The organism is [Acidovorax] ebreus TPSY, from assembly GCF_000022305.1.
Lineage (GTDB): Bacteria > Pseudomonadota > Gammaproteobacteria > Burkholderiales > Burkholderiaceae_C > Diaphorobacter > Diaphorobacter nitroreducens.
In genome coordinates, this window is sequence record NC_011992.1 from 1,318,663 (window position 1) to 1,341,713 (window position 23,051).

General features: G+C 62.4%; 26 protein-coding genes and 3 pseudogenes. 19 read left to right on the top strand and 10 right to left on the bottom strand.

Features of this window, described 5'->3' with window-relative positions; genetic code table 11:
* Positions 1-28: 28 nt before the first annotated feature.
* From DTPSY_RS06295 to smpB, 3 genes are all read right to left on the bottom strand, one after another.
* Positions 29-544 carry an RNA polymerase sigma factor gene (locus DTPSY_RS06295; RefSeq protein WP_015912889.1) on the bottom strand — a complete coding sequence of 172 codons (516 nt, stop codon included), beginning with the start codon at positions 542-544 and terminating at the stop codon, positions 29-31.
* A gap of 16 nt (positions 545-560) precedes the next feature.
* Positions 561-926 carry a COG4315 family predicted lipoprotein gene (locus DTPSY_RS06300; protein ID WP_015912890.1) on the bottom strand — a complete coding sequence of 122 codons (366 nt, stop codon included), beginning with the start codon at positions 924-926 and terminating at the stop codon, positions 561-563.
* Positions 927-1,024: 98 nt separating this feature from the next.
* Positions 1,025-1,498 (bottom strand): SsrA-binding protein SmpB, encoded by a 474-nt coding sequence (gene smpB / locus DTPSY_RS06305; protein WP_011805747.1) that lies wholly within the window; start codon positions 1,496-1,498, stop codon positions 1,025-1,027.
* A gap of 114 nt (positions 1,499-1,612) precedes the next feature.
* Between smpB and DTPSY_RS06310 the strand changes: the two genes are divergently transcribed.
* Complete coding sequence (locus DTPSY_RS06310; protein WP_011805746.1) at positions 1,613-2,053, top strand: type II toxin-antitoxin system RatA family toxin; 441 nt, start codon at positions 1,613-1,615, stop codon at positions 2,051-2,053.
* Entirely contained in the window at positions 2,046-2,390 is a 345-nt protein-coding gene (locus tag DTPSY_RS06315) for an RnfH family protein (protein ID WP_015912891.1), read from the top strand. The genes DTPSY_RS06310 and DTPSY_RS06315 overlap by 8 nt, the downstream gene beginning before the upstream one ends.
* Before the next feature lie 84 nt (positions 2,391-2,474).
* Here the strand turns inward: DTPSY_RS06315 and DTPSY_RS06320 are convergent, their stop codons facing one another.
* The gene (locus tag DTPSY_RS06320) at positions 2,475-2,972 is read right to left on the bottom strand and encodes a DUF4124 domain-containing protein (RefSeq protein WP_015912892.1); all 498 of its coding nucleotides are present in this window, start codon (positions 2,970-2,972) and stop codon (positions 2,475-2,477) included.
* A gap of 105 nt (positions 2,973-3,077) precedes the next feature.
* Here DTPSY_RS06320 and guaB point away from each other — a divergent pair, with 105 nt between their 5' ends.
* The 5 genes from guaB (at position 3,078) to DTPSY_RS06340 (ending at position 8,670) form a co-directional block, all read left to right on the top strand.
* Complete coding sequence (gene guaB / locus DTPSY_RS06325; protein ID WP_011805743.1) at positions 3,078-4,553, top strand: IMP dehydrogenase; 1,476 nt, start codon at positions 3,078-3,080, stop codon at positions 4,551-4,553.
* Positions 4,554-4,630: 77 nt separating this feature from the next.
* Positions 4,631-6,247, top strand: a complete 1,617-nt coding sequence (guaA, locus tag DTPSY_RS06330) for a glutamine-hydrolyzing GMP synthase (protein ID WP_015912893.1) — start codon at positions 4,631-4,633, stop codon at positions 6,245-6,247.
* Positions 6,248-6,548: 301 nt separating this feature from the next.
* Complete coding sequence (locus tag DTPSY_RS06335; RefSeq protein WP_015912894.1) at positions 6,549-7,805, top strand: tyrosine-type recombinase/integrase; 1,257 nt, start codon at positions 6,549-6,551, stop codon at positions 7,803-7,805.
* Positions 7,806-7,865: 60 nt separating this feature from the next.
* Entirely contained in the window at positions 7,866-8,141 is a 276-nt protein-coding gene (locus DTPSY_RS17950; protein ID WP_015912895.1) for a hypothetical protein, read from the top strand.
* A gap of 4 nt (positions 8,142-8,145) precedes the next feature.
* Positions 8,146-8,670 (top strand): helix-turn-helix transcriptional regulator, encoded by a 525-nt coding sequence (locus tag DTPSY_RS06340; protein ID WP_015912896.1) that lies wholly within the window; start codon positions 8,146-8,148, stop codon positions 8,668-8,670.
* 14 nt (positions 8,671-8,684) lie between these two features.
* Here DTPSY_RS06340 and DTPSY_RS06345 read toward each other — a convergent pair whose 3' ends face one another.
* A complete protein-coding gene (locus DTPSY_RS06345) occupies positions 8,685-9,068 on the bottom strand; it encodes a helix-turn-helix transcriptional regulator (protein WP_015912897.1) in 384 nt (127 codons plus the stop codon).
* A 268-nt stretch (positions 9,069-9,336) separates the two neighbouring features.
* On the opposite strand from DTPSY_RS06345, the gene DTPSY_RS06350 reads away from it, so the two are divergent.
* Genes DTPSY_RS06350 through DTPSY_RS17960 form a run of 4 tightly spaced genes read left to right on the top strand, consistent with a single transcriptional unit; the run spans position 9,337 to position 12,229 of the window.
* Positions 9,337-9,804 carry a TIR domain-containing protein gene (locus tag DTPSY_RS06350; RefSeq protein ID WP_015912898.1) on the top strand — a complete coding sequence of 156 codons (468 nt, stop codon included), beginning with the start codon at positions 9,337-9,339 and terminating at the stop codon, positions 9,802-9,804.
* Positions 9,804-10,430 carry an Nmad2 family putative nucleotide modification protein gene (locus tag DTPSY_RS17955; protein ID WP_015912899.1) on the top strand — a complete coding sequence of 209 codons (627 nt, stop codon included), beginning with the start codon at positions 9,804-9,806 and terminating at the stop codon, positions 10,428-10,430. Before DTPSY_RS06350 ends, DTPSY_RS17955 begins: the two co-directional genes overlap by 1 nt.
* A 3-nt stretch (positions 10,431-10,433) precedes the next feature.
* Positions 10,434-11,570 carry a nucleoside triphosphate pyrophosphohydrolase family protein gene (locus DTPSY_RS06355; protein ID WP_015912900.1) on the top strand — a complete coding sequence of 379 codons (1,137 nt, stop codon included), beginning with the start codon at positions 10,434-10,436 and terminating at the stop codon, positions 11,568-11,570.
* Positions 11,567-12,229: a uracil-DNA glycosylase gene (locus DTPSY_RS17960; protein ID WP_015912901.1), complete on the top strand. Its 663-nt coding sequence runs from the start codon at positions 11,567-11,569 to the stop codon at positions 12,227-12,229. The genes DTPSY_RS06355 and DTPSY_RS17960 overlap by 4 nt, the downstream gene beginning before the upstream one ends.
* A gap of 16 nt (positions 12,230-12,245) precedes the next feature.
* Here DTPSY_RS17960 and DTPSY_RS17965 read toward each other — a convergent pair whose 3' ends face one another.
* From DTPSY_RS17965 to thcB4, 3 genes are read right to left on the bottom strand one after another with little or no spacing between them, the layout of a single operon-like run.
* On the bottom strand, positions 12,246-12,731 hold the full coding sequence (locus DTPSY_RS17965) for a TIR domain-containing protein (protein ID WP_015912902.1): 486 nt from the start codon (positions 12,729-12,731) through the stop codon (positions 12,246-12,248).
* A gap of 46 nt (positions 12,732-12,777) precedes the next feature.
* Positions 12,778-13,365: a Thoeris type III anti-phage system protein ThcA gene (thcA, locus tag DTPSY_RS06365; RefSeq protein WP_015912903.1), complete on the bottom strand. Its 588-nt coding sequence runs from the start codon at positions 13,363-13,365 to the stop codon at positions 12,778-12,780.
* A gap of 2 nt (positions 13,366-13,367) precedes the next feature.
* A complete protein-coding gene (thcB4, locus tag DTPSY_RS17970) occupies positions 13,368-14,510 on the bottom strand; it encodes a Thoeris type III anti-phage system protein ThcB4 (RefSeq protein ID WP_015912904.1) in 1,143 nt (380 codons plus the stop codon).
* Positions 14,511-14,898: 388 nt separating this feature from the next.
* Between thcB4 and radC the strand changes: the two genes are divergently transcribed.
* Together radC and DTPSY_RS06380 are read left to right on the top strand one after the other, a co-directional pair.
* Entirely contained in the window at positions 14,899-15,405 is a 507-nt protein-coding gene (gene radC / locus DTPSY_RS06375; RefSeq protein WP_015912905.1) for a RadC family protein, read from the top strand.
* A 276-nt stretch (positions 15,406-15,681) separates the two neighbouring features.
* Positions 15,682-16,032 (top strand): DUF2958 domain-containing protein, encoded by a 351-nt coding sequence (locus DTPSY_RS06380; RefSeq protein ID WP_015912906.1) that lies wholly within the window; start codon positions 15,682-15,684, stop codon positions 16,030-16,032.
* Between the two features lie 28 nt (positions 16,033-16,060).
* On the opposite strand, the gene DTPSY_RS06385 is transcribed toward DTPSY_RS06380, so the two are convergent.
* Positions 16,061-16,726 carry a DUF6988 family protein gene (locus tag DTPSY_RS06385; RefSeq protein WP_015912907.1) on the bottom strand — a complete coding sequence of 222 codons (666 nt, stop codon included), beginning with the start codon at positions 16,724-16,726 and terminating at the stop codon, positions 16,061-16,063.
* Between the two features lie 523 nt (positions 16,727-17,249).
* Between DTPSY_RS06385 and DTPSY_RS06390 the strand changes: the two genes are divergently transcribed.
* The 4 genes and pseudogenes from DTPSY_RS06390 to DTPSY_RS17980 all read left to right on the top strand — a co-directional run.
* Positions 17,250-18,074 carry a DUF932 domain-containing protein gene (locus DTPSY_RS06390; protein ID WP_015912908.1) on the top strand — a complete coding sequence of 275 codons (825 nt, stop codon included), beginning with the start codon at positions 17,250-17,252 and terminating at the stop codon, positions 18,072-18,074.
* 80 nt (positions 18,075-18,154) lie between these two features.
* Complete coding sequence (locus DTPSY_RS06395; protein WP_015912909.1) at positions 18,155-20,224, top strand: ParB/RepB/Spo0J family partition protein; 2,070 nt, start codon at positions 18,155-18,157, stop codon at positions 20,222-20,224.
* A gap of 62 nt (positions 20,225-20,286) precedes the next feature.
* On the top strand, positions 20,287-20,496 hold the full coding sequence (locus tag DTPSY_RS06400) for a hypothetical protein (RefSeq protein ID WP_015912910.1): 210 nt from the start codon (positions 20,287-20,289) through the stop codon (positions 20,494-20,496).
* Positions 20,497-21,484: 988 nt separating this feature from the next.
* Positions 21,485-21,574: pseudogene (locus DTPSY_RS17980) on the top strand (DUF736 family protein); the annotation flags it as partial.
* Here the strand turns inward: DTPSY_RS17980 and DTPSY_RS06405 are convergent.
* Positions 21,569-22,228: pseudogene (locus DTPSY_RS06405) on the bottom strand (IS630 family transposase); the annotation flags it as partial. The pseudogenes DTPSY_RS17980 and DTPSY_RS06405 sit on opposite strands and share 6 nt — an antisense overlap.
* A gap of 102 nt (positions 22,229-22,330) precedes the next feature.
* On the opposite strand from DTPSY_RS06405, the gene DTPSY_RS06410 reads away from it, so the two are divergent.
* Together DTPSY_RS06410 and DTPSY_RS17985 are read left to right on the top strand one after the other, a co-directional pair.
* Positions 22,331-22,726 carry a VOC family protein gene (locus DTPSY_RS06410; RefSeq protein WP_015912911.1) on the top strand — a complete coding sequence of 132 codons (396 nt, stop codon included), beginning with the start codon at positions 22,331-22,333 and terminating at the stop codon, positions 22,724-22,726.
* 48 nt (positions 22,727-22,774) lie between these two features.
* A pseudogene (locus tag DTPSY_RS17985) lies at positions 22,775-23,005 on the top strand (DUF736 domain-containing protein); the annotation flags it as partial.
* Between the last annotated feature and the right edge of the window lie 46 nt (positions 23,006-23,051).

Genomic DNA, 23,051 nt, shown 5'->3' on the forward strand with positions numbered 1-23,051 from the left:
CGGGCTCACTACGGGCGGAAAGGGCGCTTCATTTCATGCGGCGCAAGGCAGTCGGGGTGGATGACGGCTGGGCGGGGGCTGAGGGCTCCATCAACTCGCGCATGCGTGCGCGACCGCGGGACAACCGCGACATCACCGTGCCTTCCGGTATACCCAGCACACGCGCCACGTCGGCATAGGCCATGTCTTCCAGTGTCACCAGGAGCAGCACGGCCCGTTGATCGGCGGGCAGGCGTTGCAGGCAGCGGTCCAGGTCCAGGGCTGTTTCGTGGGAGGCGTCAGGCGCGTCCGCGATGGCCGCCAGGGCCTCCACATCCATCGCCTGCACGGGCACCAGGCCGCGGCGCTGGTTGAGGTACAGGTTGTGCATCAGCGTGAAAAGCCAGGCGCGCAGATTGCTGCCGCCGCGCCACAGCAGCCACTTGCGGCAGGCGCGCTCCAGCGTGTCCTGCACCAGATCGTCGGCTGCCCATGCGTCGCCGGTGAGCGCGCGCGCATAGCGGCGCAACCCCGGCAGTTGCTCCACGATCTGGACGCGGTTCATGGACGCATTGTGGGGCTCATGGCTTGGCGGTGCGCCACAGGTTGTTCACGCCGTCCCCCGTCTTGTCGCCGGGCTTGCCGTCCTTGATCCAGTAGTACAGCGGCTTGCCCTTGTAGGCCACCTGCTTGCTGCCGTCGGCGCGCTGGATCAGACTGTAGCCTTCACCCGCGGGGGCGCTGGTGGCGGTCAGGGGTGGCCAGTTGGTGGCGCAGGCGCCGTTGCAGGCCGACTGGCCATCGCCCGCTACGTCCTTGTCGAAGGTGTAGAGCGTCATGCCGTTCGGGCCGACGAGCACGCCGTCCTGGGTGCTGACTTGCGCGGGCGCGAGGGAATAACAGCCGGCGAGTGCCAGCGCGGCGAGCAGGGAACTGAGCTTGGTCATGGTGTTCTCCGGAAGGGTGCCGGTCACAGGAATTGTGGCCGGACGCTGACATGAACACCGGGGGCGCTGCGTTTATTCCACCCTCCGCCAAAAAAAGATCAGCGGTGGCGGCTCTTCATGACGCGTTCCACCTCGCGCTTGCCTTCGCGCTCCTTGATGGTGTCGCGCTTGTCGTGCTCGGCCTTGCCCTTGGCCAACGCAATCTCGCACTTGGCGCGGCCGTCTTTCCAGTGGAGATTCAGCGGCACCAGGGTGTAGCCTTTTTGCTCGACCTTGCCGATCAGGCGCCGGATCTCGTCCTTGTGCATCAGCAGCTTTTTGATGCGCGCCGCGTCGGGGCTGACGTGCGTGGACGCGGTCTTGAGCGGGTTGATCTGGCAGCCGATGAGAAACAGCTCACCATCTTTGATGATCACGTAGCCGTCGGTAAGCTGCACCTTGCCCTCGCGCAGTGCCTTGACCTCCCAGCCGTGCAGCACCAGCCCCGCTTCGTAGCGCTCTTCAAAGAAATAGTTGTATGCCGCCTTCTTGTTGTCGGCGATGCGGGACGATGTGTCAGGTTTCTTGGCCATGGTGAATAGATGCGGCGCAAACCGGGAGATCAAGGGTCTCCCTACAATTGTTGTCGTCTCGCACCATCGATTCTAGGCCGGCTGTGCCACCAGGCCCATCCAGCCTTCGCCTGCATGAAAACTGTCAACAAGTCCGTCCTCATCTGGTACAGCCCCGAAGAAATGTTCGCCCTCGTGACGGACGTGGCCAAGTATCCGCAGTTCCTGCCGTGGTGCGACCACGCCACCGTCCTGGAAACCCATGCAAATGGCATGAAGGCGGAAGTGGGCATTGCGTTGGGCGGCATACGCAAGTCGTTTGTTACGCGCAATACGCATGAGCCCGGGCGCCGCGTCAAGATGGAACTGGTGGAGGGCCCCTTTTCACAGCTCGACGGCGACTGGCACTTTCATCCTGTGGGGGACGGTACGCAGCGCGCATGCAAGGTCGAACTCCAGCTGAGCTACGGCTTTGACAACCGGGCATTGGCGGCGTTGGTCGGCCCCGTGTTTGACCGCATCGCCGCCACGTTCATCGATGCCTTCATCAAACGGGCCGAGCAGGTTTATGGCTGAAACCTTGCCCCCGCCGGAGCGGCTGCGCATCGCGGTGGCCATCTCGCGGCAACCGGGCGATGTGCACGAGTGGGTGCTACTGCTTCCGGTCGGTGCTACGGTGGCCGATGCTCTGAGCGCCTGCGGACTGGATGCACAGGCTGAGGGGCTTGTCTGGGGCATTTGGGGCAGGGAAGGCAGACTGGACGACCTGTTGCACGATGGTGACCGCGTGGAAGGCTGCCGCCCCTTGCGGGTTGACCCGAAGCTGGCGCGCCGCCAGCGCTTTGCGCGCCAGGGCGCTCGTGCGGCGGGATTGTTCGCCAAACGCCGGCCGGGGGCCAAGTCCGGTTATTGAGAGTGCTTATCAGCATGCGCTGAAACAAAACGGCCGCCTCATCCATGCAGAAGGGCGGCCGGTGGCGCGGTTATGGGGTAGCTGCTACTTGCAGTCGGAAGCGATGGTTGCTTCCGCTCGGCGTAATTCTGCTGCGCGGGTTGCGTCATCCATGAAGCCCCGCTCCCCCTTGGCATTGACATTGCTCACCAACTGGCCGGGTGCCAACTGCTCCTTTGCGCGTTTGGCGCGCGCGCAGTTGTCGGCACGGGTTTTGGCCACGCGGTCTTCCTCCGCTTTCCTCTTGGCGGCTTCGGCGGCGTCAGCCTTGGCCTTGTTCTCCTCCAGCTGCTTGTCCTTGCCGCTGGCAGGCGCTGCGGCTTCGGATGCGGGGGCCGACGCTGGCGAAGCGGGCGCTGCCATGGCGGTACGCGGCAGGGCGCGCTGCGGTTGCTTGAGGATGCTCTTGTCAGGAATGTCCTGTGGCGGCGGGCGGTCGCTGAACACCTTGCGCCCATCCTTGTCCACCCATTGCCATTGGGCCGTTGCGCCCATGGCCCAGGAGCAGCCCAGCGCCAGCAGAAGAAGCTTGTGCGGTTTCATGCGGGCGAGTGTAGCGGTGAGCGGCTGCACCCACCAAGGGGCGTTCACTCGGGGTGTGTGCGATTTGTCGCGCGGCGGGTACAATCCTTTTTTTGGAGCTTTCACATGCGCCTTCTTGGAAAAGCGCTCACCTTCGACGATGTGTTGTTGGTGCCGGCGTACTCCCAGGTCCTGCCCAAGGACACCTCCCTCGTCACGCGCTTTACGCGCAACATCACCCTGAACCTCCCGCTCGTGTCCGCCGCCATGGACACCGTGACCGAAGCGCGTCTGGCCATCGCCATCGCGCAAGAAGGGGGGATTGGCGTCATCCACAAGAACATGACGGCCGAGCAGCAGGCGGCCGAGGTGTCAAAGGTCAAGCGGCATGAGTCCGGCGTGGTGCACGATCCCGTGGTCATCACGCCCGAACACACGGTGCTGCAGGTGCTGGAACTGTCCGAGAACCTGGGCATCTCGGGCTTCCCGGTCTGTGATGGTGGCAAGGTGGTGGGCATCGTCACCAGCCGCGACGTGCGCTTCGAGACGCGCTACGACGTCAAGGTGCGTGAGATCATGACGCCGCGCGAGAAGCTGATCACCGTCAACGAAAAAGACGGCACCACCCCAGCCCAGGCCAAGGCGCTGCTCAACCGCCACAAGCTGGAGCGCCTGCTGGTGGTGAACGACGCCTTTGAGCTCAAGGGCCTCATCACGGTCAAGGACATCAACAAGCAGACCACGTTCCCCAACGCCGCGCGCGATGCGGCAGGCCGCCTGCGCGTGGCCGCTGCCGTGGGCGTCGGCGCGGGCACCGAAGAGCGCGTGGCGTTGCTGGTCAAGGCCGGTGTGGATGCCATCGTGGTGGATACAGCCCACGGCCACAGCAAAGGTGTGATCGACCGCGTGCGCTGGGTCAAACAGAACTACCCGCAGGTGGACGTGATCGGCGGCAACATCGCCACCGGCGCTGCCGCGCTGGCCCTGGCCGAGGCAGGCGCCGATGCGGTCAAGGTCGGCATCGGTCCCGGCTCCATCTGCACCACACGCATCGTGGCTGGCGTGGGTGTACCCCAGATCATGGCCATCGACAGCGTCGCCACCGCGCTTCAGGGCACAGGGGTGCCGCTGATCGCCGATGGCGGCATCCGCTTCTCGGGGGATATTGCCAAGGCGCTGGCCGCGGGCGCGTCGACCATCATGATGGGCGGCATGTTTGCTGGCACCGAAGAAGCGCCCGGCGAAGTCATCCTGTACCAGGGCCGCTCCTACAAAAGCTACCGTGGCATGGGCTCGATCGGCGCCATGCAGCAGGGCTCGGCCGACCGCTACTTCCAGGAAGCCACCACGGGCAATCCCAACGCCGACAAGCTGGTGCCCGAAGGCATCGAAGGCCGCGTGCCCTACAAGGGCTCCATGGTGTCCATCGTGTTCCAGATGGCCGGCGGCGTGCGTGCGGCCATGGGCTACTGTGGTTGCGCAACCATCGAAGAGATGAACAACAAGGCCGAATTCGTGGAGATCACGGCGGCTGGCATCCGCGAGTCGCACGTGCACGACGTGCAGATCACCAAGGAAGCCCCCAACTACCGGGCGGACTGAGTTTTCGCCATTCCGCAGGCCCGAACCCGTCTCCAGGTGTTCGGGCCTTTTGTCTTTTACCGACCCTGTCGCTCTCCATGCAACACGACAAGATCCTCATCCTCGACTTCGGCTCCCAGGTCACCCAACTCATCGCGCGCCGCGTGCGCGAGACGCATGTCTACTGCGAGGTCCACCCCTGCGACGTGAGCAGCGACTGGGTGCGCCAGTTCGCCGCAGACGGCAAGCTCAAGGGTGTGATCCTGTCGGGCAGCCACGCCAGCGTCTACGAAGTGGACGACCGCGCCCCTGACGCCGTGTTCGAGTTGGGCGTGCCCGTGCTGGGCATCTGCTACGGCATGCAGACCATGGCCGCGCAGCTGGGCGGCAAGGTCGAGGGCTCGCACAGCCGCGAGTTCGGCTATGCCGAAGTCCGCGCCCATGGCCATACCGCGCTGCTCAAGGGCATCGAGGATTTCTCCACGCCCGAGGGCCACGGCATGCTGAAGGTGTGGATGAGCCACGGCGACAAGGTCACCGAGCTGCCTCCCGGTTTCAAGCTGATGTGCTCCACCGGCAACTGCCCCATCGCCGGCATGGCGGACGAAATGCGGCGCTTCTACGCCGTGCAATTCCACCCCGAGGTCACGCACACGGTGCAGGGCGCGGCGCTGCTAAACCGCTTTGTGCGCGAGATCTGTGGCGCCCAGGCGGACTGGATCATGCGCGACCACATCGAGGAAGCCGTGCAGAAGATCCGCGAGCAGGTGGGCGGCGAGGAAGTGATCCTAGGCCTGTCTGGCGGCGTGGATTCGTCGGTGGCTGCGGCCCTGATCCACCGTGCGATTGGCGACCAGCTCACTTGCGTGTTCGTGGACCACGGCCTGCTGCGCCTCAACGAAGGCGATATGGTCATGGACATGTTCGCAGGCAAGCTGCACGCGAAGGTGGTGCGCGTGGATGCCTCGGACCTGTTCCTGGGTGAGCTGGCCGGTGTGTCGGAGCCCGAGCAAAAGCGCAAGATCATCGGCCGATTGTTCGTGGACGTGTTCAAGGCCGAAGCCGAAAAGCTCAAGGCCAGCGGCCAGGGCCACAAGGGCGCGACCTTCCTGGCGCAAGGCACCATCTACCCCGACGTGATCGAGTCCGGCGGTGCCAAGAGCAAGAAGGCTGTCACCATCAAGAGCCACCACAACGTGGGCGGGCTGCCCGAGCAACTCGGCCTCAAACTGCTGGAGCCGCTGCGCGACCTGTTCAAGGACGAGGTGCGCGAGCTCGGCGTGGCCCTGGGGCTGCCGCGCGAAATGGTCTACCGCCATCCGTTCCCCGGCCCGGGCCTGGGCGTGCGCATTCTGGGCGAGGTGAAGAAGGAATACGCCGACCTGCTGCGCCGCGCCGATGCCATCTTCATCGAAGAGCTGCGCAACTTCACCGACGAAGCCACGGGCAAGACCTGGTACGACCTCACCAGCCAGGCCTTCACCGTGTTCCTGCCCGTCAAGAGCGTGGGCGTGATGGGCGATGGCCGCACCTACGACTATGTGGTGGCACTGCGCGCGGTGCAGACCAGCGACTTCATGACAGCCGACTGGGCGGAGTTGCCCTACGCGCTGTTGAAGAAGGTCTCCAGCCGCATCATCAATGAGGTGCGCGGCATCAACCGCGTGACCTACGACGTGTCGAGCAAGCCGCCTGCCACCATCGAGTGGGAGTGAAATCAGGTCCTTCGGGGACTATCGCTACTTATCGAAAATCCGCCGTAACGTGTTGATTTCAAAGAAAATACGTCACCACAGCTATCGGTGACTATCGCCGGGCAGCACAACGGATTGACGGTAGAGGTGACGGTAGAAACCGGAGGCCGGATTAAGACCTCCTTGTTTACTATAGAGACCAAACCGGTCTTTGACGGTAAATCACTCCTCTGGAAAGCTTGTTTTATGCGGCTTTCCGGGCATCAGCAGGTCTCCTGACCCCTGACGGTAAAAGCCGTCATGAACAGGAGGAAAAACCTCGATGCTTACCGACACCGCACTGCGCAATTTCAAGCCTAAGTCCAAGACTTACAAGGCTTCCGACCGTGACGGCATGTACGTGACGGTATCGCCCACCGGTACCGTCACTTTCCGCTTCGATTACCGTCTCAACGGCCGGCGCGAGACGCTGACCATTGGACGGTATGGGCCGTCCGGCATTTCGCTCGCGATGGCCCGCGAAAAGCTGCTGGATGCCAAGAAGGCTGTCGCCCTGGGCAAATCCCCCGCGCTGGAGAAGCAGCGCGAGAAACGCCGACTGACCTCCGCCAAGAACTTCGGCGACATGACCTCCCAATGGCTGGCCGGTGCCCGGATGGCCGACAGCACGCGAGCGATGCGCAAGAGCATCGTCGATCGGGACATCCTGCCGGCCTTCCAGAACCGCCTGCTCAACGAAGTCACCGCCGACGACTTGCGCGCCTTGTGCGGCAAGGTGAAGGGGCGCGGCGCCCCGGCCACCGCGGTGCACATTCGCGACATCGTGAAGCAGGTCTATGCCTTCGCCATCCTGCATGGGGAGAAGGTAGACAACCCGGCGGCCGACGTGGGCGCAGCCTCGATTGCGACCTTCGTGCCCAAGGACCGCGCCTTGTCGCCGCTGGAGATCCGCTTGATGTCGCGGCAGATGGAGTCGGTGGCCACCTATCCGACCATTCGGCTGGCGTTGCGAATGATCCTGCTGACGCTGGTGCGCAAGAGCGAGCTGATCGAGGCCACCTGGGACGAGGTCGATTTCGAGAACGCGACCTGGACCATTCCGAAGCAGCGGATGAAGGGGCGCAACCCACATGTGATCTACCTGTCGCGCCAGGCGTTGGACATCCTCGTGGCGCTGCACACCTGCGCGGCCGGCTCGAAGTTCGTGCTGCCATCGCGCTACGACTCCGACCATTGCATGTCTCACGCGACTCTCAACCGGGTCACGCAGATCGTGGCGCAACGGGCCAAGGCCGCAGGCCTGCCGCTGGAGCCGTTCACCGTCCACGATCTGCGCCGCACAGGTTCGACGTTGCTCAACGAGATCGGGTTCAACCGAGACTGGATCGAGAAGTGCCTTGCGCACGAAGAAGGGCGTTCCTCGCGCTCGATCTACAACAAGGCCGAGTACGCCGAGCAGCGGCGCCACATGCTGCAGGAGTGGGCCAACATGGTCGATGCCTGGATCGACGGGCAGACCTACGTGCCGAAGCTGATGCCGGAGAACGTGGTCGTGCCGGTGTTGAGTGCGATGGCCTGAAGCATGGCCGAGGTTGTCGCTTGACAACCTCGGCAATCATTCCCATACTGGAGACTGTTGATGGCCCGGCCCTCTCATCCGAAGAAAGAAGTCGAGGAAGCACTCAGGCACGCCGAAGGGCAGGGCTGGCGCGTGGAAGTCGGTGGCAGCCACGCCTGGGGGCGGATTTATTGTCCGTACAACGATGCGGAGTGTCGCTGCGGCGAGTTCTGTATCACCAGCGTGTGGAGTACGCCGAAGAACCCAGGCAACCATGCGCGCGCCTTGCGGCGAGTCGTGGACAACTGCACGACGCACCGCAAGCAGCAGGAGGCAGCCGACGATGCCGAGGAATAGCACGATGGAATACACCTTCACCCTGAAATACCAGCTCGCTGACGATGACCGCGACGCGGATGCGCTGGTCGAGCGTCTGGGCGAGGCCGGATGCGACGATGCCCTGGTCGGCATTGGGCAGCCGGGGCGGCTCGCGCTGGAGTTCACCCGCGAGGCGGACAATGCGGACGCTGCTGTGCGCAGAGCGTTGGCGGACGTGCGGAGCGCCGTGCCATCGGCCAGGTTGATCGAGGTCGCACCGGATCTGGTCGGGCTGACCGATGTGGCCGACATCGTGGGCGTGTCGCGGCAGAACATGCGCAAGCTGATGCTGGCCCATCCGGGCAGCTTCCCAGCGCCGGTGCATGAAGGCAGCGCGTCGATCTGGCACTTGGCGGATGTGCTGGCCTGGCTGCAGGCCAAGGGTAGCTACTCGCTGGCCATGGACGTTCTGGAGGTGGCGGGCGTTGCCTTGCAGGTCAACGTGGCCAAGGAGTGGCGGCGGTTATCGCGCTCAGCTTCCGAGGAGCTGGAAGCTCTCGTTGGATGAGGCCGTCGCCGGCCTCAATCCTGACCGGAACCCGCCCGAACAGGGCGGGTTTTTCGCAGGTGGACATCCGGCTTGGCGGCGCTAATGCGAGGGGCTTGCTTGCGCTCCTCAATCCAGGCCTCCACCTCGGCCAGGTCCCATACCACGCAGCGCGGCGTGAGATTGAAACGCCGTGGGAACTCGCCGCGACGCTCCATTTCGTAGATCGTCGTTTCGGCCAAGGGGACGATCTGACGCAACTCGTGGCGGCGGATGGTGCGGCGGAAGGGAAGCGGGCTGCGCTTCGGAAACTGAGGCAGCGCTTCATAAGCTTCCGTCCCGGGCAAGGGAAGAGACTGGTCAAGGGCGGTGTCGAGCACATTGGATAGGTGCGATGGATTGTTCACCTCGAACTCCATGAATACGCTGCATGAAGATATGGTGAATTTCAGTACCTATCGGCACAACCTGTTGTGGCGTAGGAGGGCATAGGAGGTCTACGGCTTCGTGCGCACTCGGTTACGCCTCATGTCCCAACCAGCGCGCTTCGCCTCGCCCAAAGCGATGGATCTTGACTCTCGGCTCGTCCGGCAGCGGTTCGACCTCACGCTGGCCAGGAGCCCCTACCACGCCGGCGGTAAACCCGGTTACGATCCATCAAAACATGCGAAACCATGGAGGTGACAGGTGGCAGACAAAAGGAATGTATTCATCAGCCATGTCCATAAGGACGATCATGGGCTCCAGAAGCTCAAGGATTTGTTGGCGCCGAAAGGGGTGGAAGTCCGGGATTCCTCCATCCACACAGGAAAATTCAACAATGCCACTGATGAGCACTACATCAAGACGCAGATCCTTGCGCCTGCCATCAATTGGGCTGGGGTGTTCATTTGCTACGTCTCACCCCAAACCAAGAACAGCGATTGGGTGAACTGGGAAATCGAATATGCGGCCAAACAAGGCAAGCGCATCGTTGGTGTTTGGGAGCACGGCGAAAAGGAATGCGACCTGCCGGATGCGCTAAAAGAACATGCGGACGCCTTGGTTGGGTGGAACGGTGATTCAATCATTGACGCGATCAACGGCAAGGATTCGTGGGAAAAGCCTGACGGCGGTGCCTGTGATCCGGTTTCACTCAAGCGGCATCCCTGCTGATGACACGCATTCACTCCTATGTCGTGCGGTACGACAGTGGTTTTGCGCCCAACCCCTTCTACAGCTACTGCACGCTCGCGACTTGCAAGCCCAGTATTCGAAGAAGCGCTGACATCGGTGATTGGGTGGTCGGCAGCGGAAGCAATGATCGAAGTGTTCGACGCGGTGGGCATCTGGTCTATGCGATGCGGGTCACCGAGGCAATGACATTTGATGAGTACGGCCGAGACCCGCGGTTTGAATCCAAGAAGCCGTACCGCAATGGCAGTCGGAAGCAAAGTTGTGGGGACAATATTTATTTCAGGGCTGCGGCTGGGGTTGCTTGGCAGCAGCGAGACTCATTTCACTCCCGCCCCGATGGCTCGCTCAACCCTGACCATGTGGCCCGTGATACAGGCGTCAACAGGGTTCTGATCAGCAACGATTTCGTATATTTCGGGGGTGAGGGCCCTGCGTTTCCTGATGAATTGCAAGATCAGCAAGGTCGCCCTCTATGCAAAACGGGAATAGGCCTCACGGCCTTTGACGATGCGCAATTAGTTGGAAATCTTGAGCAATGGATTCGCAACTTGGCAGTGAGCGGCTACCAAGGCGCCCCATTCGAATGGCTGACTCTTCGCAGGTGACCGATGAAAAAGGAAGGCTCCCTCTTGCTCTCAGATTACGCTGCAGGAATTGCAGCCACGGACGTACTCAATCCGAACGACTTCAATCCGGTTCTCCAAGGGCTATATGGAGAAGTTGGCGGAATAATGGCCACGGCCAAAAAGCACGTTCGAGATAAATCAGCATACCCTGGCTACAAGAGAGCGGCGGAAGAAGAATTCGGCGACACCCTTTGGTACCTGGCTGCAATCTGCAGGCGCCTGAATATCCCTCTTGAGGATATCTTCGGGGAAGCCGCCAACCACGGAAATTTTAAGAATGTTGGCGCTGCAAGTGATATTGCTGAAGGTGCATTGGCCTATATCGCAGTGCCTATTGCGGCGACTGCATCGTTAGATGCCACCTTGGCACGTTTGGGGCAGTCAGCAGCAGCCCTAATGGGAAGCACCCCTGCGCGCACTGATTTGGTCGCGTTCGCGCGGGCTTACTTGGATGCAATCCATGCGGCCGAACTAGCATTTTCGGAAGTGGCTCGCGCCAACCTTCGGAAAGCGCGCGGCGCGTTCTTGGAACCACAAGCAGATGATCTGGTTGACCTTGATTTCGACAGTAAATTTGGAATCGAGGAACAGCTACCCAGAGAATTCAGAATCCGAGTCAATCAACGAGGCAGTGGTAAGAGTTATCTCCAATGGAATGGCGTATTCATTGGAGATCCCTTAACCGATAACATTGCCGACCGCGATGGTTACCGGTTCCACGACGTCTTCCATTTTGCGAATGCGGCGATCCTGCACTGGTCACCCGTGATGCGGGCATTGATCAAACACAAACGAAAGAGCAATCCGAAATTCGATGAAGAGCAGGACAGCGGTCGAGCCATTGTCGTTGAAGAAGGGGTTGCAGCTTGGATTTTCTCAAGAGCCAAAGAATTGAATTTCTTCGAGAACCAGGAAAAGGTCTCACTCGGAATTCTCAAGACCATCGGTGAGTTCGTGAGTGGTTACGAAGTAGAGAAGTGCCCACTGAAGCTCTGGGAAAAGGCCATCTTGGAAGGGTATGCGGTCTTCCGACAGCTTAAGGAAAATCAAGGCGGCTGGATCATTGGAAACCGAGAACAACGCACCATCAAATACATGCCACTTGAGTCTGAAAAATGAAGATCCACCCATTCGTTGAGGCAGTTGCTTCGCTGCAATTCGAAGACTGCTTCAATCCGTATTCGGATCGATGTGAAGTCCATGATCGGCGCGATGCGCCGCGTCGCCGTGCTGCAGCACTTTCCGCCATGTTGCGTCGTGCAACCGAGGAGCCCGTAGATGCGATCTGGATCGGGAGAGACCTCGGATATCGCGGAGGGCGCCGAACTGGGCTAGCCCTGACTGACGACGTTCACATGAGCCAGCACGCCAAGCGCTGGAATCTCGATCTGATCGCTGAACGGCCGACGATAGGAAGTGCTGTTGCTGAACGAACCGCGGCGGTCATATGGGGCATGCTGGAACACATTGATGCCCGCATCTTCCTCTGGAATGTCTTTCCCCTTCATCCGCATGAATCTGGAGATCCATTCACCAACCGCCAGCACAACGCGCACGAAAGACGCGCCGGCGAAGAACTGCTTCAACAACTCATTGTCTTGCTGAAGCCTTCTCGCATCGTTGCCATCGGCAATGATGCCACCGCTGCGGCCCATCGCATCACGGATTCTGTACCGGTGATTTGCGTGAGGCACCCTAGCTATGGAGGACAGACACAGTTCCAGACGCAAATCTCGGAACTCTATGGGCACCCAATGAGTACCGGATCATTGTTTTGACGAGACGTTCTGACTTCTAGCGTGCGGCGATCGCTGCTTCGATCCAACTCGACAGGTTGTCGCTGATGGAGGTATAGACCGCGCTACTGGTACCTCCCAGCGGATCGTAGACGCGGACGACGGAGGATAGCTTTCTACCGTCGTTCAAGGTAAATGAGTCGAACGGATTGGCCCCTGCCACTGATGGTTGCTGGTTGTGGTCCAAGAGCTTGTGGATACGTATCCCCAAGAGTCCCTTTCCGCTGTTCCATGACTGCTCAATCTCATATCGAATCCAGGGGCGATTTGCCGTTTCCGCACCAACCAAAACAATTGTGCAAGTCCGCCCTTGCAATTGATCGTCAATCCAGCACTTGATCGCGGCATCACCGCCTCGCTTCACTTCTTCCCATTTATTATCGCTCGCTGACGGGTTGCCCTCTACAACCCCAATATTGCGTATCTTGGATGCGCGCCAACTGTCGCGTTGATAATGAAAGCTGTAGAAAACTTTCCGTGGCATGAACAATCCTCGGTTGAAGTTCTAGAGGCCAGTGCCGAGAAATGAATTAACTCAGTTTGCCAGCCAAGGGCACCGCCAAGTGCGCATGGAAGAGCTGAGCGAAGTCCACATCAACGAGCGCTCCACCGGTAAAATAGCCATGGTCCTTGGCTAGATTCAGCGCCGCTCCGCCCGGCGAAGATACCGGGAGCACCTTGGCTGCAGGATGGAATCGCCTGAAAAGCTCATGCTCGGCTTCTACCCCATCCATTCCACCAATAAACACAGCAGCGCTTAGGTCCGCACGCGAGAGCATCTTTTCACGCATGACAAGCAAGCTCGCAGCCCTGTCATTGGGGACAGCATCAGTGAAAACTACATTCTGAAAATGTTTGTTCTCTTCAGGGAACGCATCTGCAAAGAACGTGCTCTGATATAAGACGACAGACTGTGAGTAATCGACGCCTAAGTCTTCACATATGCTCCAAATCATCGGGGTAATCGCAGGATGCCCACCCCATACGATCTTGTGCTGGCGAATGACTGCTATGACCAGTTCTCTCACCGCACATTGGATGAGAAATGGATTGGCAGTTTCGTGGTAAGTGCCACGTCCAACAAGTGGCACGCTGGCCGAGAGGAAGATTGCACTCATGGCTACGCCTCCCAGTCCGCGAATTGCCAACCCGCCTCGCTGGCTTTAACCCACCTAGCGGAGTGAATGTGCTGTCCTAACCAGTCCAGATGGCCTAGCCACCTGGGATGCAGGCCTACGTGATCGTAGACAACGGCAACGGATTGTTCCGGTGAGTTCGTAGATGCATCGTGCAGCGTAGTTGACGTGGGAACACCGACCGTTGGATAAACAACTACATTCCGCCCATCGGGCAGTTGGACGTATACAGCTCTATTGGCGCCCACTCCGACGACTTGGCCGCCGATTGTTTGAATGGCATTGCGCAGATTGCTTACGAGGTTGACAGAGCGAACCGCGTGACTCTGGCTGCGAACTTCCTCCAGTTGAAGACAAATGCGATCCACCGCACCGTCTGCGATGCGTCCGGTCGTCGGATCGACTTCTTCAGGTAACAGCTCCGCCCGACTGGCCGTTGCCGTGCGCGCAGAAGGCGTTGTGTCAGGCCAACCGACCCGCAAGACGCTGATGCCTTTGGCCAAAGCGCGTCCGAACTCAGCACTCGTCCAACGGCTTTCAAAATATCCTGGCGTGTCGAGCATCAGCAGGACATCCGAGTCACAAAGCCGGTGCCATAGCATTGTCTGGAAATCTTCTGCAGGTGGAATGCCATGTGTATCGAGAAATACATCGAATAGCCGAGCAGACAGCGCATCGAATAGCTGCAAGGCTGCTTCCCTAGCCTCGCCCCGACGATAGCTTACGAACACCCGGCGCTGTCGAGGAAGGAGCCCAGCACACTCCAGCAAAGCAGACGCGACACGTTGCGGCCCACCTGCGGCGTATGCTAAGCAGTTGAGTGGCTGCAGCAATGCGGGGATTTCTGCACTGACTCGATTGACGTCAGAGGCGACCGGGAGCAATGGGATGCCTCGTGCCAGCAGTCTTGCCACATTGGCGAGAGGAGGCTCATGACCTCCGAAAAATGCCGCAGCAGACGATCGCTGTTGGTCTGGATTGAATTCATCGGGACAAACCTCCCATCCAATCTCATGCCCCAACCGCAAATTGAACATGCCAACAGCCTTTCCGATGACTTCTTCAAGTTCGGAAATTTGAACTGCAGTTGGTGTGCCAAGCAGGGCAAGTTGATATAGGGCTGGCATGCCGTTCCTTGCAATTGCAGTGTTCTGACCAAGCGAGACCCAATACGGGAATCTGTTGTTTCTAAAGATACCCGATTTTGGGGCGTCCCCGAATGGGCCGCGCTGTCGTACTTCGCATCGAGCCACCGTTGGCGTCTCGCCCCTACGGGCGTCCATCGCTGACGCCTCCGGCCTGGTCAGGCCTGCGCGCTCCGCTTGCCCAGTCAGTCAGCGTGGGCGGGGAGGGCGATCTTGCTGTTCCCTTCACCGTATCACGGCGTTCTCGCCGTCAAGGGCTGCGCGCCTTCGGCGCTTGCGGCCGTGGCCGTCTTCAACCCTGTGACGGCTTTCGCTGCGCCGTGCTGGGGCCGGTTCCAGGCAATTCCGCCTGAGCAACCGGAGCACGATCATGTCGCAACTTTCTCTGTCTCTCGATTCTTCGCTGCTGGTGCGTGACGCGCAGGGGCGTTACCTGCTGGCGTCGGCGGACCAGATTCTGGCGGCGGCACGCCAGGTCATCGACCAGAAGAACCCACGCGGGACGCTGTTCACTTCGCCGGCGCTGGTCAAGGACTACCTTCGCACCAAGCTGGCCAGCTTCGAGCACGAGGTCTTCGCGGCGCTGTTCCTAGACAGCCAGCATCGGCTGATCGAGTACGTGGAACTGTTCCGCGGCACCATCGACCAGGCATCGGTGTATCCGCGCGAGGTCGTGAAGGAGGCACTGCGGCTCAACGCGGCAGCGGTGGTCTTTTCGCACAATCATCCGAGCGGGAGTCCCGAGCCGAGCCAGGCCGACAGGGTTCTGACCCAGCGCCTCAAGGAAGCCCTGGCGCTGGTGGACGTGCGCACGCTGGATCACATCGTCGTCGGCGGCGCGGTCACCACGTCATTCGCCGAATGTGGCCTACTCTGACCACGGGGGCTTCGGCCCCCTTTTTGCTGCGCCCGGCGGCGCAACTCCGGCTCTCACGGGCCTGCGCGTGCTGCGCACTTGCCGAAAGCAGGTCTGCGTGGGTGGGGGGGGGCGGTCTTGCTGTTCCCTTCACGGTATCACGGCGTTCTCGCCGTCAAGGGCTGCGCGTGCAAGCACGCTGGCGGCCTCTGGCCGTCTTCGACCCCTGACCGCTTGCGCTGCGCCGTGACCCGGAGGTGACGGGCAATTCCGCCCGGCAATCTTCAGGAGTTCACCATGAACAACGCACTCATCACTGACGAGCAGCGCGCGATGCTGCTGGCCAACGGCCGCGAATCTTTGGAAAACCCGGACTTCGACCCGGCCCCTGTGGTCAAGCTGTTCACGCCAGATGCTGGCGCGACCTGGCTGCTGACCGAGATCGATCCCGATGACCACGATCACGCCTTCGGGTTGTGCGACCTGGGCGTGGGGATGCCGGAAATCGGCTGGGTCAGCTTGGGCGAACTGGCGACCGTGCGCGGCGGGCTGGGCCTGCCAATCGAACGCGACCTGTCTTTCCAGGCCGAAAAGCGGTTGAGCGCCTATGCTCGCGATGCGCGCCTGGCCGGGCGAATCGTTCAATGATTGCGCGGGGCGTCGCAAGATGCCCCGTTCAAGGTCTCAGCAGAGCCGGCAGGCAGTCGGCGAATGCCGGCTGGATCTTGCTCACGGGCTTGGCCACGGCTTCATCGCCGGTGAGGACAGCCATCGTCATGCCGGTCATGGTCGTCAGACCGTTCGAGCTGCGCAGCACTTGCAGCGCAAGATCGACCGGGAAGCCGTCGGCACTACGCCGCAGCGGATGAATGCCGCCATGCACGAATGAGTTCATGCCGTGCCAGGTCACATCCTTGAAGTGCAACAGCATCTGGTGCGCGGCTGCCGGCGCGCCTTGTCCGACTCGCTTGCCGATCTGCTCAATCATTTCGCTGGCGCCAGGCAAGTTCTTGGCTGCCTGTTCGCTCTGCTGCGTCAGTGGCGCCAGCAACTTGTCGATCGCTGCGTCGCTAGCTGCGTAGAGCAGCCACATTGCCCGTGTCAGGGCCTCGAACTGCAGGCGCATGAGGCCGACGGCAGACGTGGGCAGTCGCAGCGACATCAATGCTCGCATTGCCGCCGCATGTTCCATAGCGACCAAGCACATGCCGAGGGTTGATTCGCCGCGGGGCGATCCATCGAAATCGGCATCGCCCAGCAGTTCATCCAGCCGCTCGTGCAAGGTATTGGAACGGTGGAGCATGTGCTCCAACGGGTCGTTGTTGATGATGGTTTCCTCCATAGAGGGATGGTAGGACAGTCGTGCGTCCCCGGCCAAGCAGACATGGCCGGTCGCGCTATCGTGCTTCGCATCGAGCCGCCTGCGGCGTCTCGCCCCATTCGGGCTTCCATCGTTCCCTCGCTCCGCTCGGCTGACGCCTCCGGCCCGGCTTCCAGCTTCGGGCCTGCGCGCTTGCGCTTGCCGTGTGGTTCAGCACACAGGGATGGCCGTTGCCATGTCTAGCCGTCCCCCCTGACTTCATCACCTTGCTCGCGACTGTAGCCCGCGCCCGTGTGCCGTCAAGGCGCGCAGGGCCGTGTCCTCGCTTCGCTGCGGGCCGCACCAACCCTGCGCTTGCCTCCTTGACGGCACCCGTTCGCGCGCTCCTGACCGTCGCGGGCGATGAACTCAGGAAAGACGGCGGCAACAGGGCCAACCGGGTTCCTCGTGCCGACCGCACCAAACAGCCGAAAGGCTGGGCTCCGAATCTAGGAATCCGGTGTGCGGTTTGAACAGCAAACCTCTTTTTGTCAGGAGAAAGACCATGCAACTCGCATCCCGTTTCGCTTCCCGCTCCCCGGCACTGCGCAGCGATTACCCACTGTCCGATGACCAAATCCGCAGGGTGGCCCCGTCCATCTTCGCCGACGCCCCGCACGAAAGCCGCTCCGAGCGGTACAGCTACATCCCCACCGCCACGGTGTTGCAAGAACTGCGCGGGGAAGGCTTCGAGCCTTTCATGGTGACGCAGACCCGCGTGCGCCACGACGACCGCCGCGACTACACCAAGCACATGATCCGGCTGCGCCACGCCAGCCAGATCAACGGCCGCGAGGCCAACGAAATCATCCTGCTGAACTCCCATGACGGCACCAGCAGCTATCAGATGCTGGCCGGGATGTTCCGCTTCGTTTGCAGCAATGGCCTTGTCTGCGGCGACACCGTGGCCGACGTGCGCGTTCCCCACAAGGGCGACGTGGCCGGGCACGTCATCGAAGGCGCTTACGAAGTCCTGCACGGCTTCGACCGGGCGCAGGAATCCCGCGATGCCATGTGCGCGATCACGCTGGATGAAGGCGAAGCGGAAGTGTTCGCCCGCGCTGCGCTGGCGTTGAAGTACGACGAGGACAAGCCCGCGCCCATCACGGAATCGCAAATCCTGATGCCGCGCCGCCACGACGACGACCGCCGCGATCTGTGGAGCGTGTTCAACCGCACGCAGGAGAACTTGACCAAAGGCGGCCTGTCCGCCCGCGCCGCGAATGGCCGCCGCCAGACCACCCGGCCCGTGCAGGGCATCGACCAAAGCGTGCGCCTGAATCGCGCCCTGTGGCTGCTGGCCGATGGCCTGCGCCAGTTGAAAGCCTGATTCCCCACACGGCAGGGGCAGGCAGCAGCCCTTGCCGTCTTTCTCGCCGCTGCATCCCCGAACCGATAGGAGTTATCACCATGAACGCCATGATTCAAACCGAAGCCCGCGCCGTCAACACCGCCGCCGCTGCCCCGCTGGAAGCCGCCGACCCGACCAAGAACCTGATTCTGGTTCCGCTGTCGCGGCTGGTGCTGCGTCCGACGGGCCGCAACGTGCGCAAGGCCCCGCGCATGTCGATTCCCGAACTCGCCGCCAGCATCCAGCGTGTGGGCCTGCTGCAAAACCTGATCGTGATTGCATCCGCTGATGGCGAGCATTACGAAGTCGTCGCCGGTGGCCGTCGCCTTGCCGCGTTGAAGCTGCTGGCGAAGAAGCGCCGCATCAGCAAGGAATGGGAGGTGCCTTGCCTGCTGGTAGCCGATGGCACCGCCCGCACCGCCAGCCTCACCGAGAACGTGCAGCGCGAAGCCATGCACCCGGCAGACCAGTTTGAAGCGTTCGCGGCGCTGGTGGCCGAAGGCCGGCCCATCGAAGACATTGCTGCGGATTTTTCCGTCACGCCGCTGGTGGTGCAGCGCCGCTTGAAGCTGGCGAACGTCTCGCCACGCCTGATGGCGGACTACCGGGTCGATGCCGTGAGCCTTGAACAGTTGATGGCCCTTGCCATCATCGACGACCACGCCGCGCAGGAAGCCGCGTTCTACGATGCGCCCCAATGGCAGCGCCAACCTTCCGCGCTGCGCGAACGCCTGACCGAGCGGGAAATCGACGCCTACCGGCATCCGCTGGTGCGCTTCGTCGGGCTGGACACCTACGAGGCCGCAGGCGGTGGCGTGCGCCGCGACCTGTTCGCGGAAGGCAATGCGGGCGTGTATCTGACCGACGCCGCGCTGCTGGAACGGCTGGCGCAAGACAGGCTGGCGGGCATTGCCGCCACAGTTCGCGCCGAGGGCTGGGTATGGGTGGACGCCGCGCCCGGCGTGACCCATGCCGACCTGCACGCTTTCCAGCGTGCCCCGAGGGAGCGGCGCGAACCGACCAAGCGCGAAGCGCAGCGCATTGGGAAGCTGCAAGCCAAACTGAACGAACTGGCCGAAGCCGTGGATGCCGCGCTGGACGCCGAGGACGAGGACAAGGCCGACGCGCTGCAAGAGGAAGGCGAAGCCCTGGGCGAGCAGTTGCAGACGCTGGAAGATGGCTTGCAGGACTACAGCCCGAACGTGAAGGCCGCAGCCGGTGCCATCGTCACCATCGACCGCAACGGCGAGGCCGTGATTCATCGCGGGCTGATGCGCGAGGCCGAGGCCAAGGCGCTGCGCACGCTGGAAAGGTTGCGGCAGGGTTTCGGCGGCGAGGATACCGGGAACGACGACGAAGGCGAGGATGCCGACGACGCGCCCAAGGCCGCAGCCATGTCCGACCGGCTGGCGCAGCGCTTGAGCACCCATCGCACGGCGGCGCTGCAGATCGAGGTGGCACGGCATCCGCAGGTCGCGCTGGCTGCGCTGGTGCATGGCATGGTGCAGAAGGTCTTGCAGGCTAGCCACTACGGGAATGACTTGCCGCTGGGCGTGCGCCTCACGGTGCAAGACCGGCTGGAAGGTATGGCCCCGGACTGGCCGGAATCGCCTGCCGCCGTGGCGCTACGCGAATTGCAACAGGTGGCGGGCGAAGGCTTGCCTGAGGACAACGCCGAACTGTTCGCCGCGCTACTGGCAAAGCCGCAAGACGAACTGGTCAAGCTGCTGGCCGTGTGCGTGGCTTCCACGGTGGACGTGGTGACGCCTCGCGCCACGCCACGCCAGCCCGGCGCGGAATTGGTGCAGGCCGTGGGCCTCGACATGGCCGCATGGTGGAAGCCGACCGCCGAGGGGTATTTCAAGCACGTTCCGAAGGCCACGATCCTGCAAGCCGTGGGCGAGTACGCGCCCGAGCACGTCACCCGGCTGGCGAAGTTGAAGAAGGCCGACATTGCCAGCGAGGCCGAGCGGCTGGCCGACAGCACGGGCTGGATGCCTGCCATCTTTAAGACCGAAGGCCCGCAGCAGGCAGTGCAGGAAAGCGCGCAAGAGGAAGGCCCGGAGCAGGAGGCCCCGGACGATGCCGAAGCCGGGGCGGATGAACCCGCCGAGGCGCTGGCCGCTTGACCCACGCCGAATGCAAGCGCCTCGGCCTTGACCGGGGCGCTTCGCTGCAAGGAGAAGCCCCCATGACCCGCACCACCACAAGCCGCCCGCGCATGGCAGCGATCTATGCTCCCGGCACGGTACGCGCCCGCCGCTGGCATGGCGAAAGCGACGTGCGCGGCTACCGTCCGCCCTCGGGCTGGACGGCCCGCGCCGACCTCACGGACATTCACCCACTCACGGGTCGCCCTTTGCCGCGTGCCGTGTGGTGGCTCATCGAGACGAAGGAATAACCGCGATCAGCACCGTGCCCAGGCCGTTCCGCCCTGGACGCGGGGGACGAAAAATCCGGCCGCGGCAGTGGCCGCGCCCGGTGTCGAAGGCCAACAGCCGATTCAGAACACCGCCGCCTTCGCGGAGGCTCAAGCGGCGGTGTTGAAGCAGCCGGGCATTCCCGCCCGGCACTGGCAGGCCCGCATGGGCCTGCAAGCCAAAGCGCACACAGAGCAGAATCGTCCAGCAGCTCGCGCCGCGCCGCCGGGCTTTCGGGCTGCGCCCCGTGCCGTCTTTGCCGTCACGGCCATTCGGCTTCAATCCCTCACGCCTTCGCGCCTACGGCGCTGCGCTTGCCTCCAGGGGAAAGCCCTGCGGGCTATCCCCGCCGCGCGCAGCTTGGCGCCCCTCAATGCCGCCGAACCGGCTGCGCCGGATCGGCCCAGCCAGCGCCCCGCCGCGATGGACGGGGCGCTGGCGAACAAGCTGGGGCTCGCTGCGGCAGGTTGTGCGGTTGCGTGCCGTCCTCAACGCTGGCGGTTCCTGCCCATCACGTCACGAAGGACGGTTCACGGACAACCCGCCCGGCATCGCCATGGAGCTTCCATGCCACGCCTCAAGACCGGCGCCGCAAGGTGCGGCAGGGGCGTTCTCGCTTGTCGTTGCGGGGTTGACCTGGCCAGCGTCAGCGGCGAGCCGGAGAAGCCTTCGGGCGGGGATGCCGAGTCGGCCCCATCTCCTTTCGGAGCGGTTCGGCCCAAGGCGTCCTTGTCTCGTTGTGAATCCTGGCGGGGGGGCGGCTGCGCCTCGGGTTTCATGGCTGCAACCGTCCGGCGAAAACAGTTTCCCCGCCGCTGCGCTGCTTCCTCGCGCGGCAAATTCTTTTCGCCTCCCGGCTCTCCACTGCGTTTCGACCGCAAGCGGTGCAGCCAGCCCGTCCCCCGCCGGCCGGATCACAACAAGGACGCGATGGGCGCAAACCTTGTTCAACCGAAAGGAGAAAACATCATGGCCAACATCGGCACCTTCACCGCAGACAAAGACGGCTTCACCGGCAAGCTGCGCACCCTGACGCTCAACGTCAAGGTCAAGCTAGTGGATCGAATCTAACATTTGGTGCCCACGCCTGACCGCGGCGATGATGCGGTCTGGTTCGGCGGCCCAGGTGAAGGGCTTGGGGTCGGCATTCTGCTCGGCGACGAAGCGGTTGATGACGGCCTGGAGGTCGACGAGCGAGTGAAACGTTCCCCGCTTCAGGCGCCGCCTGGTGAGCTTGGCAAAGAAGCCCTCGACCGCGTTGAGCCATGAGCATGAGGTCGGCGTGAAGTGGAAGGTGAAGCGCTTGTGCCGGTCGAGCCACTGACGCACCTTCGGGTGCTTGTGAGCGGCGTAGTTGTCGAGGATCACGTGGACGCTCTTGCCGGCGGGGACCTGGCGCTCGATGGTATTGAGGAAGAGAATGAACTCCTGATGGCGATGGCGCTGCATGTTGCGGCCGATCACCGTGCCGTCGAGGACGTTCAGGGCCGCGAATAGCGTGGTTGTGCCGTTCCTCTTGTAATCGTGGGTCATGGTGCCGGCACGGCCCTTCTTGAGCGGCAGTCCGGGCTGTGTGCGGTCGAGCGCCTGGATCTGGCTCTTCTCGTCGAACGCGTTCGAGAGCTTGAACTGCCGCACGCGGTGCGGCTGGAGGCCGTGGGCGCGCCAGATGCGCTGGACCGAGCTGGCGCTGATCCCGACCTCTCCCGCCATCAAGGCGGCGGCGATCCGATGGCGAGACTTCGATGGAGATACCGGTGCGCATGCGCTAGACTCGCACACACCAGCATCGGCGGGAATCCTGCCTGATCGGTCATGGAGAATACGGCTTTGAAGCCACAATATTTTGACCTCACCGTAATGGACGTTGAGGTGGCCCGGCGCTTCTTTGAGGCGTGCCTAGGATGGCGGTTTGTGCCATTCGGACCGATCCCTGGATACTATCGGATTCAGGCCGGAGCGCCGGAGGAGCCCGGTGTCGACGGCGGCATTGGTGCGGCGAAAGACTTCCCTCAGTCGGAAGGCCGACCACTCACGCTGATGACTATCCCAGTTCCCGACGTGGACGACGTTGTTGCCAAGGTCGAGCAGAACGGCGGGCGCGTCGTCGAGCCGAAACGAGCGATTCCTGGAATTGGTTGGTTCTGCACGTGCGCTGAGCCCGGAGGGCTGTTGTTTGGCGTCCTTCAAGCCGACCCGACCGCAATCTGAGAGAGCCAACTCGGAAAGCGTTGGGTACCTTCTGTTTGAATTTGACCACTAGTTCCCAACGACAAGGGCAGCAGCGAGAACGCCCCCGACTTCCGTTTCCAGGCGGCCGGCCACGACATCGGCGCGGCGTGGAACAAGACCAGCGAAGCCGGGCGGGAATACAAGTCCGTGACCCTCGACGATCCTTCGTTCCCGGCTTCGGTCTATGCCGGCCTGATCGAAGGCGAGAACGGCACGCACGACCTGATCTGGTCGCGCAGCAAGCCCCAAGCGGAGTGACCACCGCAGCGCCCCGCCATCGCGGCGGGGCGCTGTGCCGTTGGTG